The organism is Morganella sp. BCCO 40_0007, assembly GCF_032989665.1.
Taxonomy (GTDB): domain Bacteria; phylum Pseudomonadota; class Gammaproteobacteria; order Enterobacterales; family Enterobacteriaceae; genus Morganella; species Morganella sibonii.
This window is the reverse complement of the sequence record NZ_JAVBIN010000008.1, coordinates 186,687-201,614: the sequence shown is the minus strand read 5'-3', so window position 1 is coordinate 201,614 and position 14,928 is coordinate 186,687. Positions and strand designations below refer to the sequence as shown.

The 14,928-nt window shown below is 50.6% G+C and carries 16 protein-coding genes; 12 read left to right on the top strand and 4 right to left on the bottom strand.

Features of this window, described 5'->3' with window-relative positions; all coding sequences use genetic code 11:
- Positions 1-39: 39 nt before the first annotated feature.
- The 7 genes from R5268_RS11760 to R5268_RS11730 all read left to right on the top strand — a co-directional run bounded on the left by R5268_RS11760 (position 40) and on the right by R5268_RS11730 (position 6,952).
- Positions 40-1,503: a M48 family metallopeptidase gene (locus R5268_RS11760; RefSeq protein ID WP_317419394.1), complete on the top strand. Its 1,464-nt coding sequence runs from the start codon at positions 40-42 to the stop codon at positions 1,501-1,503.
- Positions 1,504-1,514: 11 nt separating this feature from the next.
- Entirely contained in the window at positions 1,515-1,868 is a 354-nt protein-coding gene (gene arsC, locus R5268_RS11755) for an arsenate reductase (glutaredoxin) (protein WP_317419393.1), read from the top strand.
- 145 nt (positions 1,869-2,013) lie between these two features.
- A complete protein-coding gene (locus R5268_RS11750; RefSeq protein ID WP_218454194.1) occupies positions 2,014-2,577 on the top strand; it encodes a filamentous hemagglutinin N-terminal domain-containing protein in 564 nt (187 codons plus the stop codon).
- Positions 2,578-2,768: 191 nt separating this feature from the next.
- Entirely contained in the window at positions 2,769-3,398 is a 630-nt protein-coding gene (locus R5268_RS11745; protein WP_317419392.1) for a CDP-alcohol phosphatidyltransferase family protein, read from the top strand.
- A 2-nt stretch (positions 3,399-3,400) separates the two neighbouring features.
- Entirely contained in the window at positions 3,401-5,167 is a 1,767-nt protein-coding gene (locus R5268_RS11740) for a bifunctional alpha/beta hydrolase/class I SAM-dependent methyltransferase (protein WP_317419391.1), read from the top strand.
- Between the two features lie 68 nt (positions 5,168-5,235).
- Entirely contained in the window at positions 5,236-6,567 is a 1,332-nt protein-coding gene (locus tag R5268_RS11735) for a dual specificity protein phosphatase family protein (RefSeq protein WP_317419390.1), read from the top strand.
- Positions 6,560-6,952 (top strand): hypothetical protein, encoded by a 393-nt coding sequence (locus R5268_RS11730; protein WP_317419389.1) that lies wholly within the window; start codon positions 6,560-6,562, stop codon positions 6,950-6,952. Before R5268_RS11735 ends, R5268_RS11730 begins: the two co-directional genes overlap by 8 nt.
- Before the next feature lie 3 nt (positions 6,953-6,955).
- Here the strand turns inward: R5268_RS11730 and hda are convergent, their stop codons facing one another.
- The 3 genes from hda to upp form a co-directional block, all read right to left on the bottom strand.
- Entirely contained in the window at positions 6,956-7,672 is a 717-nt protein-coding gene (gene hda, locus R5268_RS11725) for a DnaA inactivator Hda (protein WP_112550905.1), read from the bottom strand.
- A gap of 220 nt (positions 7,673-7,892) precedes the next feature.
- Complete coding sequence (gene uraA, locus R5268_RS11720) at positions 7,893-9,185, bottom strand: uracil permease (protein WP_046893260.1); 1,293 nt, start codon at positions 9,183-9,185, stop codon at positions 7,893-7,895.
- 68 nt (positions 9,186-9,253) lie between these two features.
- Positions 9,254-9,880, bottom strand: coding sequence for a uracil phosphoribosyltransferase (gene upp / locus R5268_RS11715; protein ID WP_046893261.1), 627 nt, complete (start codon positions 9,878-9,880; stop codon positions 9,254-9,256).
- Between the two features lie 253 nt (positions 9,881-10,133).
- Between upp and purM the strand changes: the two genes are divergently transcribed.
- The 4 genes from purM (at position 10,134) to R5268_RS11695 (ending at position 13,788) form a co-directional block, all read left to right on the top strand.
- Positions 10,134-11,174 carry a phosphoribosylformylglycinamidine cyclo-ligase gene (gene purM / locus R5268_RS11710; protein WP_317419388.1) on the top strand — a complete coding sequence of 347 codons (1,041 nt, stop codon included), beginning with the start codon at positions 10,134-10,136 and terminating at the stop codon, positions 11,172-11,174.
- Positions 11,174-11,812, top strand: a complete 639-nt coding sequence (gene purN, locus R5268_RS11705) for a phosphoribosylglycinamide formyltransferase (RefSeq protein WP_317419387.1) — start codon at positions 11,174-11,176, stop codon at positions 11,810-11,812. Before purM ends, purN begins: the two co-directional genes overlap by 1 nt.
- Before the next feature lie 233 nt (positions 11,813-12,045).
- Positions 12,046-13,179, top strand: coding sequence for an AAA family ATPase (locus R5268_RS11700; protein WP_317419386.1), 1,134 nt, complete (start codon positions 12,046-12,048; stop codon positions 13,177-13,179).
- Positions 13,180-13,182: 3 nt separating this feature from the next.
- Positions 13,183-13,788, top strand: coding sequence for a DUF4276 family protein (locus tag R5268_RS11695; RefSeq protein WP_182106790.1), 606 nt, complete (start codon positions 13,183-13,185; stop codon positions 13,786-13,788).
- Here R5268_RS11695 and R5268_RS11690 read toward each other — a convergent pair whose 3' ends face one another.
- Positions 13,789-14,091, bottom strand: a complete 303-nt coding sequence (locus R5268_RS11690) for a helix-hairpin-helix domain-containing protein (protein ID WP_218426238.1) — start codon at positions 14,089-14,091, stop codon at positions 13,789-13,791.
- A 205-nt stretch (positions 14,092-14,296) separates the two neighbouring features.
- Here R5268_RS11690 and speG point away from each other — a divergent pair, with 205 nt between their 5' ends.
- On the top strand, positions 14,297-14,887 hold the full coding sequence (speG, locus tag R5268_RS11685; protein ID WP_046893266.1) for a spermidine N1-acetyltransferase: 591 nt from the start codon (positions 14,297-14,299) through the stop codon (positions 14,885-14,887).
- Positions 14,888-14,928 lie beyond the last annotated feature (41 nt).

Genomic DNA, 14,928 nt, shown 5'->3' with positions numbered 1-14,928 from the left:
ATTATTACCAGTGATAATCAACGGGGAAAGCGTCATCCTATGAATACGTTTCTGAAAAAACCGTTAGCCGTCTTACTGAGTCTTGCTCTGACCTTCCCGGTTTTGCCTGCCGCACAGGCGGCCGTTGAAGATGCGTTACCGGAAATCGGCACCACTGCCGGCGGTACGCTCAGTATCGGACAGGAAAATCTGATGGGGGATTTTTATCTGCGGATGATCCGCAGCAGTTCCCCGATGGTCTATGATCCTGTTTTACTGCAATATATCAATAAACTCGGCCAGCGTTTAGTCTCAAACGCAGATTCGGTCAAAACCCCGTTTAACTTTTTCCTGATTGCCAACCCGAATATTAACGCCTTTGCGTTTTTCGGCGGTAATGTGGTGCTGCATACGTCACTGTTCCGCTACAGCCTGACAGAGAGTGAACTGGCCTCCGTGATGGCGCACGAAATCGCTCACGTCACGCAGCGCCATCTGGCAAGGATGATGGAAGATCAGCAGAACAAAGCGCCGCTCGCCTGGGCGGCCACACTGGGCTCTATCCTGCTGCTGATGACCGGCACCCCGGTCGGTGCCGCTGCCATGACTTCCACCATGGCCGGGATCCAGCAGAATATGATCAGCTTTACACAATCCAACGAACAGGAAGCGGACCGCATCGGCATGGGCACACTGAGCCGTGCCGGGTTTGACCCGCAGGGGATGCCGGACTTTATGACCATCATGGTGGATATGTCGCGCTACAGCTCCAAGCCGCCGGAAATGCTGCTGACTCACCCCCTGCCGGACAGCCGTCTGGCCGATGCACGCAGCCGCGCCGGACAGATGCCGCGTAAAAACCCGCCGCAATCCTTTGACTTCCTGCTGGCACGCGCCCGGGCGATGGCGATGTACGGCGGACAACCGCTGCGCAATGCCACTGATCAGATGATCGAAAACTACAGCAAAGGTAACAGTAAGGAACAAATGGCAGCTGACTATGCCCGCGCCATTCTGCTTTACCGTGACAACAAGTATGAACCTGCCTCACAAATTCTGACGAAATTACTGGCGGCAGACCCGGAGAATGTCTGGTTTATTGATGTGATGACGGACGTCGATATCGGTCTGAACAGAACATCGCAGGCGGTAACCCGGCTGGAAAATGCCCTGAAGCGTGAACCGGGTAATTCGGTGTATCAGATAAACCTCGGTAACGCCTATATTCAGAATAAACAATATGATAAAGCGACCCGGATTCTGCGTAATTACACCTTTGACTATCCGTCAGATCCGAGCGGCTGGGATCTGCTGGCCGAAGCAGGCGGGAAAGCCGGGCGCCGGGCGGATGAACTGGCAGCCCGTGCGGAATATCAGAACTTAATGGGGAATTTTGACGGCGCTATCCGCAGTCTGACCGAAGCCGCCCGGCAGGCCAAACCCGGCAGTTATGATCAGGCCCGTTATGATGCGCGGATTGACCAGATCCGCCAGTTACAGCTGCAATTCAAACAATTTAAATAATGAGGAAAACCATGACTGATACTGTCACTATCTGGCACAACCCGCGCTGCTCGAAAAGCCGTGAAACCCTGGCGCTGCTGGAAGAAAACGGGGTATCACCGGCGGTGATGCTCTATCTGGACACACCGCCGTCAGTGGCAGAAATCAAAACTGTGCTCCGCGAACTGAAATTTGACGATGCCCGCAAACTGATGCGCACCAAAGAAGCACTTTACAGTGAGCTGGGGCTGGCCGCCGTCACCGATCAGGAAGTACTGATTCAGGCCATGCATGATAACCCGAAACTGATTGAACGCCCTGTAGTGATTAAAGGCAAACAGGCCCGCCTTGGCCGTCCGCCGGAGCAGGTGCTGGAGATTATCTGAACCTGACTTTCCGTCCCCGGTGCCCGCCGGGGATACTCGCCCGTATATAAATCTGCCATGTTCTTTTTATGAAATCGTCATTTATTACGACTGTTACAATCCCGCTTGTTATCAACACGTAATATAATGATTAAAGGAATAAATCATGAAAAAGACATTGACTGCGTTATCATTAATTTCTGCTGCATTATTTTCCGCACAGTCCGTTGCCGGGCCGGGGAGTACAGAATACACCTACCGCAATGGTGAAAAAATCAGTGTGGCCCCGGTTAACCCGGAAATTGAGACATCTCTGTTTGAGGACGAACGTAATAAACCGGTTCTGGTCATTAATTCTCCGAATCGCCGCGGAATTTCTCACAATATTTTCACCGATTATAATGTCGGCAAAAAAGGCCTGACTATCGATAATAAGGACAACGCCAAAACTATTATTAATGAGGTGATCGGGGGAAATAAAAGCCGTCTGCGCGGTAATACCTTTATTGCCGGCGGCAAGGCCAGCCTGCTGATCGTCAACCCGAATGGTGTGGTGTGCCTGGCATGCAGTTCAACCAATACCTCACTCTATTCTCACCGCAAAACACTGCCGGTCGTTATCAATACCGCTCAAAATAACGATGTCATTTTCAATGCCCGTAAACCACTGACTGACTCAGACCGCCTGACGGATATCCGTCAGAATATCACCCTGGTCACCTCACGCTGATCCCTGTCATACCGCCGTATTAACGGCGGTAATTCTTTTATCCGAAACTTTCCCCGTCCCTGACTGTCCTACTCTGTAACAACACAGTTCCGTCATCATGCCACATTAACTTAAGAAAACTCTTATTGCAGCGATCACAGAATAACGTATTGATAATATGGATAACTGACTGTGTATTATCAGGGAAAAATATGACCATTTATGATTTAAAACCAAAATTTCAGAACTTACTGCGTCCCGTTGTCGCCGGCCTGTTTAATGCTGGGATCACCGCCAACCAGGTCACGCTGGCGGCAACGTTTCTTTCCCTGCTCACCGGTTTCATACTGATTCTGTTTCCCGATCCGCGCCTGTTTCTTATTCTGCCACCGGTTCTGTTTATCCGGATGGCGCTGAATGCCATTGACGGTATGCTGGCACGTGAATATCACCAGAAAAGCCGCTTCGGCGCGATCCTCAATGAACTGGGCGATGTGATATCCGATACGATACTTTACTTCCCGTTTGTACTTCTGTTCCCGGGATCAGCCATCTGGATACTGCTGATCCTGTTTCTCTCTGTACTGACTGAATTTATTGGTGTACTGGCACAAACTATCGGGGCATCACGCCGCTATGACGGCCCTGCCGGAAAAAGTGACCGCGCCTTTTTGTTCGGTGCGCTGGGGTTATGGGCAGCACTCTTCCCCGCATCCCTTGATTCTGTGATCTTTCCGGTACTGTTTGCGGTCTTTACCGCCCTGCTGTTTCTTACCTGCTATCACCGTATCCGGCGTGCGTTGCAGGAATCTGCGCAACAAAGCGCATCTCAAAAGGACTGATTATGAGTGTATCTTCTGATTATCCGACTCAGCGTGAATCTGTTGAATCTCATTTCACCACCAGTGATCAGCAGCGGTTATTTTTCCGTTACTGGCCTTCCGCGACAGCAGAAAAGAAAGCCATTGTGCTGTTCCACCGGGGGCATGAGCATTCAGGCCGCGTCGCACATCTGGCGGATGAACTGTCATTACCTGATTTCGCCGTATTTGCCTGGGATGCCCGTGGTCATGGCCGTAATGACGGCCCGAGAGGCTACAGTCCGTCGATGGGCACATCTATCAGTGATATCAATGAATTCATTAATTTCATCTCATCCGAATATGAAATTCCGGTCGAAAACATGGTTGTGCTCGGACAAAGTGTCGGCGCAGTCACACTAAGCGGCTGGGTGCATGATTTTGCACCGAAAATCCGCGGGCTGGTTCTGGCCTCACCGGCCTTTAAAGTAAAACTCTATGTGCCGTTTGCCCGCAGCGGACTGGCGCTGATGCAGAAAATACGCGGGCTGTTTTACGTTAACTCCTATGTCAAAGCCAAATTCCTGACCCACGACCCGGTGCGTATCGCCTCCTTTGAGCGCGATCCTTTGATCACCAGGCCGATTGCCGTCAATATCCTGCTGGAACTCTACAAGACGGCTGACAGACTGGTGGCGGATGCCGCTGCAATCACCGTACCAACACAGCTGTTTATCTCCGGCAGTGACCATGTGGTACACAGAAAACCGCAGGATCAGTTCTATGCGCGGCTTAATACCCCTTATAAAGAAAAACATATTCTGCCGGGGTTCTATCACGATACCCTGGGCGAAAAAGATCGCCATATTCCGCTGGCAGAAATCCGCCGCTTTATCACTACGCTGTTTGAGCAGCCGCGCTATCAGCACGACTACCGGTTTGAAGATGTATGCAGCGCCGGAGCTGATGCTTATCGTGAATTACAGGCACCGCTGCCGGAGCACTGCCCGAAAAATATCGGCTATAAACTGCTCAGCAAAACGATGTCCACCCTCGGAAAAGCCTCGGAAGGGGTCAGTATCGGTTATGACAAAGGGTTCGATTCCGGCTCCACACTGGATTATGTCTACCGTAACCAGGCTCAGGGTAAAGGAATTTTCGGCAGGATAGTTGATCGTCAGTATCTTAACAGCATCGGCTGGCAGGGAATTCGCCAGCGCAAAGTGAATATTGAGAAAATCCTGCGCCGCACCATCCGGGCACTACAGGACGCCGGGCAGCCGGTACGGATTATGGATATCGCAGCCGGACAGGGTCGTTATCTCTTTGATGCCATTAATGATTACAGCCGGATAGAATCCGTTCTGATGCGCGATTACAGCACGATCAACGTGGAACAGGGGCGTTTGCAAATCAAAGAACGTTTCCTGGAAAACAAAATCCGTTTTGAAGAGGGCAATGCCTTTGATACTGCGGATTTAGCGGCGGTCATACCGAAACCGACTCTCGGTGTGGTAAGCGGATTATATGAACTGTTCCCGGAAAACCACCTGCTGCGCGATTCCCTCGCCGGGCTGGCGCAGGCCATTGAAAGCGGTGGTTATCTTGTTTACACCTGCCAGCCGTGGCACCCGCAGGTTGAGATGATAGCCCGCGTTCTGCCGAGCCATCAGGGCGGCAAAGCCTGGGTGATGCGCTGCCGCAGTCAGGGGGAAATGGATGCGCTGGTTGATGAAGCAGGGTTTGAAAAGCTGGATCAGCTGATTGATAACTGGGGTATTTTCAGTGTCTCAGTCGCCAGACGCCGCTGATTTTTGTCATACTACAGATAAAGATGCGCCCTGCCGCGCATCTTCTGTTTTACAGGGAATGAAAAACTATGGCTGATGCCGCACTGCCGCTGCCTGCCTCCCGCCGCAGGCGGTGGGGATTTGCCCTGCTCTGGCTGCTGTTTCTGGCACCTTTCTTTTTTCTGACCTACGGGCAGGTCAATACTTATACGGCTTCGCTGCCGTCAGTTCCCTCTTTTGCTTTCAGCTGGGAAACACACATCCCGTTTCTGCCGTGGACGATTATTCCGTACTGGAGCATCGATCTCTTCTACGGATTATCCCTGTTTATCTGCACTTCTCTGCGCGAGCAGTGTATTCACGGGCTGCGGCTGGTGGCCGCGTCACTGGTGGCCTGTGCCGGATTTCTGCTGTTCCCGCTGAAATTCAGTTTTCCCCGCCCGCAGACGGACGGAACTGCCGGATGGATGTTTGATCAGCTTGAGATGTTTGATCTGCCGTTTAACCAGGCTCCCTCGCTGCATATTATTCTGTTGTGGCTGCTGTGGCTGCGTTTCCGCGCTCACACACCGCAGAAGTGGCGCTGGTTTCTGCATCTGTGGTCAATTCTGATTTTAATATCTGTGCTGACTACCTGGCAGCACCATTTTATTGACGTGATCACCGGTGCCGCCGCCGGTGTGGTGATAAGCTACCTTCTGCCGATCCGCACCCGCTGGCAGTGGTCACCGCACCGTATCCGCCGGGGTTATCAGCTTGCCGGGCGGTACGCCATTATTTCGCTGGTATTAGTCATCGCAGCGGTTGTTATCGGTGGTCCGGGCTGGTGGCTGTTGTGGCCTGCGCTGACATTTTTATGTATCGCGACAGGTTATCTCGGTGCCGGCGCTTCTGTATTTCAGAAAGACAGTACCGGGCAGATTTCACCGTCTGCGGCACTCCTGCTGCTCCCTTACCGGATTGCGGCGCAGATCAGCTATTACTGGTATGCAAAACAGTGCCGTCACACCAGTATAGTGAATGAGCATATCGCGCTGGGGGGTTACCCGGCGGCACCGCTGGCCGCAGCCGCCGTACTGGATATGACCGGGGAATTTCCCCGCAGCCGCTATACTGCAGGGCTGGTTTATTACTGTCAGCCGCAGCCGGATCTGTTTCCGCTGACAGAGGAACAGATCGAATCCGCAGTGAATAATCTCAGCCGCCTGGCACGCTCCGGGCAGGTTTATGTACACTGTAAACTGGGTTACACCCGCAGTACCACGGTCGTGGTCGCGTGGCTGATACGCGCCGGACTGGCAGATAATGTGGAGCAGGCACTGGCCGCGGTCAGACAGGCCCGGCCGCAGATTGTTCTGCGGGAACAGACAATTGCCGCCCTGACCCGCTGGGCAGCCCGTTACGGAAAAAACAATGAATAACAGATCTCATGATGAACAGATTATTATCATTTTTACCGCAGGCTGGCGTTTCCTGGCCGCATTGTCGTTACTGGCCTTTCTGACACAGTTTTTATTTTATATTTCGGGGTTTTCCGGTGAGTATCCGATGGCGGCGGGAATTTTATTTTTGCTGTGCAGCGCGTATTTTATCTTCCGTCTGTGGCTGGATCACCATCTGTTCCGCCGCCTCGCCCAATCTGACGACACCGGCGTTTTTGATGAATCGCTGACCACGCTGTTTCCGGGCAGAGCGCATCATACTGACTATTCGCAACGCTGGCGCGGCACAAAACGGCTGTTCCAGCAGGGCGCACTTTGCATGGTACTTCAGTGGGGAGTCACCATCATCGCGTTACTTAACTGACAATCATAACCGCAGGATATCTTTGACAAACGGGATCGTCAGCTTGCGCTGCGCGACAATTGACGCGTGATCCAGCCGGTCCAGCATATCGAACAGTGTACGCATCTGGCGGTCGAGGCGTTTTAAGATAAAGCGCCCGACATCTTCCGGCAGTTCAAATCCGCGCAATTTCGCCCGCAGTTGCAGCGCCTGAATTTTTTCGTCATCACTGAGCGGATGCAGTTTGTAAATCTGTCCCCAGTCCAGCCGGGAAGCCAGATCAGGTAATTGCAGCGGGATCTGCCGCGGTGGCCGGTCACCGGTGATCAGCAGACAGGTTCTGCCGGTTTCAAGAATCCGGTTATAGAGATTAAACAGCGCCATTTCCCACTCTTCATCCCCGGCAATGCACTGCACATTGTCAATGCAGACCAGCGACAAATGCTCCATTCCCTCCAGTACATCCGGCACAAACCAGGCGCGTTTATCCAGCGGGACATACCCTACCGCCCTGTCTTTTGAGGAGACTTCCGCACAGGCGGCATGTAACAGGTGGCTTTTGCCGCCCCCGTCGCGGGACCAGAAATAGAGATAGCTGCCGTGCGGCTGATTGATCGCCGTCTGAATGGCGGATAACAGGGATGCGTTTTCCCCCGCGTAGAAACTGTTGAAAGTCTCATCATCAGGGAGAGAGAGCGGTAGTGACAGTTGTGATGGCGTGTTCAGAGTTACCTCGGCCAACGGGTGAACAAACACGGCTAGTTTAACATAAATTCACCGGCTAAATGAACCTGTTCCCGGCAAAACCTCACCGGATGCAGAAAATTGCAACAGCCTTGTGAAACAGCCGCCAATTCCGGGCCGTTGATGAGGATAGTATTTTCGATACAGGATTTAAAACAGTCACTATTGAATAACACAATAACACCGGAGAAGTACTCAGTACTTCTCCGGTAAAGTATTAATTGTCTTTCTTCACTTCATCCAGATTGACATCCACCACCCGCTCTTCCGGACGGATAATATTCACCAGACGGAACACCAGCGCCAGGCCAATCCCGACAACCGTTGCCAGTGCCATACCTTTCAGTTCAGCCGCGCCAATATGAATAGTCGCCCCGCTGACACCAATAATCAGGATAACCGCTGTCAGGATCAGGTTCTGCGGCTTGTTATAATCCACTTTGGAATCAATCAGCACACGAATACCGGATGCACCGATAACCCCGTACAACAGCAGAGAAACCCCGCCCATCACCGGAACCGGCACAGCGGCAATCGCAGCGGCCAGTTTACCGACGCAGGAGAGCAGAATCGCCAGTATCGCCGCCCCGCCGATAACCCAGGAGCTGTAGACTTTGGTGATCGCCATTACGCCGATATTTTCGCCGTACGTGGTGTTTGGTGTGGAGCCGAAGAAACCGGATAATACTGTTGAGAAGCCGTTGGCAAACATAGAGCGGTGCAGACCGGGATCTTTCATCAGGTCACGTTTGACAATATTCGCCGTCACGACCAGATGACCGACGTGCTCAGCAATAACCACCAGCGCAGCCGGTAAGATGGTCAGAATGGCGAACCACTCAAAACGTGGTGTGTAGAATGTCGGCAGCGCAAACCACGGCGCTTCACTCACCGGGGTTAAATCCACCGCACCCATAAAGAAGGCCAGCGCATACCCGGTCAGTACTCCGATAAGGATCGGGATAATCGCCAGGAAGCCGCGGAACACCACAGAACCCAGAATGGTTACCCCGAGAGTGGTCAGAGAGATAATTAATGTGGTGCTGTCCGGCGTTGCGCCGTTCTCAAATTTCAGCCCCGCCATTCCGGCTGCCGTTCCGGCCAGTTCAAGACCGATAACGGCCACAATTGCGCCCATCGCCGCAGGCGGAAACAATACATTGATCCAGCCGCGTCCGGCGATTTTGACAATCCCCGCCACCAGCATAAATAACAGTCCGCAGATAATGAACCCGCCAAGTGCCAGTTCATAACCCAGCGGCAGCAAAATCAGTACCGGTGAAATAAAGGCAAAGCTGGAGCCCAGATACGCCGGGATTTTTCCTTTACAGATAAACAGGTACAGCAGCGTCCCGATACCGTTAAATAACAGGATCGTGGCCGGGTTTACCTGAAACAGGATCGGCACCAGAACCGTTGCACCAAACATCGCAAACAGGTGCTGTAAACTTAACGGAATGGTGACCAGCAGTGGTGGGCGTTCATCGACTTCAATAACGCGGCGCGTCATCTTAAACCTCTTAATGATTACTCAGGGATATGCCAAAAAAAAGCCGACTATCAAGTCGGCTCATTAACTTATTTCGTACCAAATATCTTATCGCCCGCATCACCCAGGCCCGGCACAATGTAACCGTGCTCGTTGAGGTGATCGTCGACGGATGCCGTGTACAGCTCAACATCCGGATGCGCTTTTTCCAGTGCTTTCAGACCTTCCGGTGCAGCAACCAGTACGAGGATTTTAATCGCGGTGCAGCCTGCTTTTTTCAGCAGATCAATCGTAGCGATCATCGAACCGCCGGTTGCCAGCATCGGGTCAACCACCAGCGCCATGCGTTCTTCAATATTAGAGGCTAATTTCTGGAAGTACGGTACCGGCTCCAGTGTCTCTTCATCACGGTAAACACCGACAACACTGATACGGGCACTCGGGATACTTTCCAGCACACCGTTCATCATACCGATACCCGCACGCAGGATAGGTACGACGGTAATCTTTTTACCCTTGATTTGTTCAATTTCGACCGGACCACACCAGCCGTCAATTGTCACTTTCTCAGTTTCTAAGTCTGAAGTTGCTTCATAGGTCAGCAGGCTACCGACTTCTGAGGCCAGTTCACGAAAGCGTTTTGTGCTTATATCATGATCTCGCATCAGGCCAAGTTTGTGTTTAACGAGCGGGTGTTTTACCTCGGTGACTTTCATGGGTTCTCCTACTGTGTAAGCCCTGGCGGACAAAAAAATCGCGAGATTATACCGCTTTTCTGCTGCTGCGCCACCCTTGATTTGTTGATTATAGTCAATTATCACGCGTTTCATGTTCGTTACATGAATAAGTGTGAACTGACGCATTTTGACAAAATCCGGCGTAAATCCTCTCGCAAACGTTTGCGTGGCCTGTTAGAATAGCCGCGTTTTCGATTCACCCACTTACTTGCAATCGCCGTTGGGGGCCGCAGTGACTGACAAAACTTCCCTGAGTTACAAAGATGCCGGTGTTGATATTGATGCCGGTAATGCCTTAGTTTCCCGTATTAAGCATGTTGTCAAAGAGACACGCCGTCCTGAAGTGATGGGCGGGCTGGGTGGTTTCGGTGCGCTGTGCGCGGTACCGCAGAAATATAAAGAGCCGGTACTGGTTTCCGGCACTGACGGCGTCGGCACCAAGCTGCGCCTGGCGATGGATCTGGCGCGTCATGACACTATCGGTATCGACCTCGTCGCCATGTGTGTGAACGATCTGGTGGTCGCCGGTGCTGAGCCCCTCTTCTTCCTCGACTATTACGCGACCGGTAAACTGGATGTTGATACTGCTGCCCGCGTGGTTACCGGTATTGCCGAAGGCTGTAAGCAGGCAGGCTGTGCACTGGTCGGCGGTGAAACCGCTGAAATGCCCGGCATGTATCACGGTGATGATTATGATGTTGCCGGGTTCTGTGTAGGCGTAGCGGAAAAATCAGAAATCATCGACGGCAGCAAAGTCCGTGCCGGTGATGTGCTGATCGCGCTGGCATCCAGCGGCCCGCACTCCAACGGCTATTCCCTGATCCGCAAAATCCTGGAAGTCAGCAATACAGACCCTGCGACAACAGAGCTTGACGGCAAATCCCTGGCGGATCATCTGCTGGCACCGACCAAAATCTATGTCAAATCTGTACTGAAGCTGATTGAAAATACCGATGTCCACGCGATTGCGCACCTGACCGGCGGCGGTTTCTGGGAAAATATCCCGCGTGTGTTACCGGCCTGTACTCAGGCGCGGATTGACGCCGCATCCTGGCAGTGGCCATCCGTCTTTAACTGGCTGCAACAGGCCGGCAATGTGGATGATTATGAAATGTACCGCACCTTTAACTGTGGTGTCGGTATGGTGATCGCCCTGCCTGCCGCCGCCGTACCGGCCGCACTCGCCCTGCTGACTGAAGCCGGTGAGAACGCATGGCTGATTGGTGATATCGCGGTATGCCGTGAAGATGAGCCGCAGGTTATCATCCGCTGATGAAGAAACGCCTTGTTGTGCTGATTTCCGGCAGCGGCAGTAATTTGCAGGCGTTAATTGACGCCTGCAATTCACAAAGTCTCAATGCGGAAATTGTCGCGGTATTCAGTAATAAAGCGGATACTTACGGGTTAATCCGGGCTCAGAACGCCGGAATTCCCGCTCAGTCACTCCGCCAGGCGGATTTCCCTTCACGGGATGATTTTGACGCCGCACTACAGGATCAGATTGATGAATACCGCCCTGATGTCATTATCCTCGCCGGATATATGCGGATTCTGACACCAGCATTTGTCCGTCACTATCACGGCAGAATGCTGAATATCCACCCGTCCCTGCTGCCGAAATATCCGGGTCTGCACACGCACCGTAAAGTCCTGGAAAACGGGGACGCTGAACACGGTACTTCTGTCCATTTCGTGACGGAAGAGCTGGACGGCGGGCCGGTCATTTTGCAGGCACGCATTGCGGTTCAGCCCGGCGACACAGAAGAAACCCTCACCGCACGGATACAGCAGGAAGAACACCGCATTTATCCGCAGGTCGTTAACTGGTATGTGCAGGGGCGTTTACTGTTGCAGGAAGATGGTGTGTATCTGGATGAGCAGCTGCTGTCGCCGGACGGTTTCCATTCATAAAATAAATGCCCCGCTGACATGCGGGCCATTTATCTATACTTATTCTCTTTTATTCCCGTAATTTCTTTTTTTGTTGGAATAATGCTCACAACTTTATCTTCCATCCCCGATAATCCGGCGGCATAGTGCTATGTTGTTGCTACCAACAGGTAACAATACTCTTGTTTGACAAAATTTAATTCAGACTGCAATAATTGCTGTTATCTGAATGACATAACCCTGAAGGTATGACCATGAAAATTACCCGAGTCCGTCTGAAAAACTGGAAAAATTTCCGGAATATCGATATCAATATGAATGATCGGGTATATATCATCGGCCCTAATGCCGTGGGTAAATCTAACTTTCTGGATGTTTTTCGTTTTATGAGTGACCTTTGCAAGGATGGCGGCGGCTTACAGAAAGCGGTTAACGACCGGGGCGGTATCACCAAATTACGTTGCCTTCAGGCACGTAATGATACTGAAGTAGCTATTATTCTGAATTTATCAGACGATAATAATGAATGGGTGTATGAATTAAAATTCAAAGCATCCGGTAAAGGAAAACAATTGATTCATATTACCAGTGAAAATGTCACTCTTAATAATGAGCCTATATTGTCCCGGCCGAACTCCAATGATCAATCTGATGAGATACAGCTGACACAAACGCATCTGGAACAAATTTTAGCTAACCAGCCATTCCGGCCTGTTGCCCAGTTTTTCGCATCTGTCACATATCTGCATATTGTTCCTCAGTTACTTAAGTTTGCCAAAGAAATCGGTATCACCAAAATTGAAGATGATCCTTTTGGTCAGGGATTTCTGGACCGTCTGGCTAATACGAATGCAAAAACCCGGGATTCGTGGCTGAAAAAAATTCAGACCGGTTTATCTATTGCTGTGCCGCAATTTAAAGAACTCCGCTTTGAGCGTGACAGTTCCGGACAACCACATCTCGAAGCCCGTTACGATCACTGGCGTCCTAATGCCGGCTGGCAGAAAGAAGATCAGTTTTCTGACGGTACCCTGAGACTGATTGGCCTGATGTGGTCACTTCTTGAAAAAAGACAGTTACTCCTGCTGGAAGAACCGGAACTTTCGCTCAATAATGAGATTGTACGCTATATCCCCGAAGTAATTGAAAATACGCTGAAAGGAGCCAGGAATCAAAAACAGATTCTTATCAGCACGCACAGTGTTTCGCTGTTAAGCAACAATATAGACGGCAATGATATTATCCTGCTCCTGCCCTCTGAGAACGGTACGACTGCACGCTCTCCGGATGATGACGAACTCGCCGCAATGCGCGCAGGATTAACTGCCGCAGAAATTATGTTACCGCTGACAGTACCTGCCAATATCAGAAAAATGTCAGAGATATAATGAATGAAAATTTCGATCGCGACAGAAGATATTTTAACAGAAGAAGTTATGGTCAAAATACTCTCTTCTGTCAGCGGCATCGATATCCCATTTAAATTAGGGAAGCAAGGCTGTGGTTATCTGAAAAAGAACATTCATAAATTCAATGAATTATCTTACCTTCATAATGTACTGGTTGTTTTTGATTCAGATTCACAAACCGATATTAACAAATTCCGATCCTCAATAGAAAAAGAGATAAAAAATAAAAGCAAAAGCCTGGACATTATTATTCCTGTCCGGGAAATCGAAAGCTGGATTCTGGCTGATCGTGAAGGATTGAGTACATTTCTGAATATTTCAGGCGATAAACTTTGCCGGTCACCGGATGATTTACTCGATCCGAAAGAGAAAATAATCAACCTGGCGAAGCTGTCCAAAAATGCGGATATACGCAAAGGTATTCCGCCCAAAAAAGGGGCAGCCTCAAAAGTCGGGCTGTCTTACAATACGCTTCTGACCCGTTTTGTTCAGGAAAGCTGGGATATTGACAGAGCGAAAGCGCATTCGCCCAGCCTGTGTACTGCGCTTATGACGATTAACTGTATTATCAGCCAGGTTAATTCATAACTACCGCAGTTTCGCCATATCATTAAGATACGCTTTGCGCTGTCCGGTATAATTCCACCACGGCTGTGCCGGTTGTCCGGCCAGAAAATCAGTGACTGACCAGAATACATCAATGACACAGGGGTCCTGACGGACACCGGTTACCGCGCAGAGCATTTCATACATAATGACCGGGTCTGAACCGGTAATATCCTGCGGTGTTTCATATCCCAGCAGACGCAGATCTTCCGCCATCGCCTCACCGATATTCGGCAGGTCGGTAAGCGCATTAAGACGGGTGCGGCACACTTTTGTCGGGTTCATGGGAATATCCGGTATTTATTAGTCATCTGCGTATTGTCACATACTTTATCATCAGTCAGCAGTGGCCGGTACTCAAATAACAGGTAATTGTCATAATTTTACACGCCCGCCCCAGTAATGACGCGGAAAAGCCGATCCCCGGATAATTCCGTTTCTGTTATGTGTTACACTGAACAAGAAAATACAATCAATACTGAGGTGATTTATGTCCGGTGGCACTGCTGTTCCGCCTGTAAAACTGCGCCCGCTTGAGCGTGAAGATTTAGCGTTTGTTCATCAGATGGATAATAACGCCAGCATTATGCGTTATTGGTTTGAGGAGCCGTATGAAGCTTTCATTGAATTAAGTGATTTATACGACAAACATATTCATGATCAATCAGAACGCCGTTTTATTGTCGAAAGCGACGGCACCAAAGTCGGGCTGGTGGAACTGGTGGAAATCAATCATGTGCACCGCCGCGCTGAATTTCAGATCATTATCGCCCCTGCACATCAGGGACACGGATTTGCCTCGCGCGCTGCCCGTCTTGCCATGGATTATGCGTTTTCTGTTCTCAACTTATATAAACTGTATCTGATTGTGGATGTGGAGAATGAAAAAGCGATCCATATTTATAAAAAGCTCGGCTTCCATACCGAAGGTCAGTTAATTGATGAGTTTTTTGTCAACGGAGAATACCGCACCGCGATCCGTATGTGTATTTTTCAGCCGGAATATCTGGTGATGAAAAATAAATCAGCGGATGCGGAAAGCTACGTTGAAAAAAATGCCCGCGTAAAGCAAAACCTGTAATGTTTTTTTAGTAAACTGTACACTGTGTTCAACCCAGATTC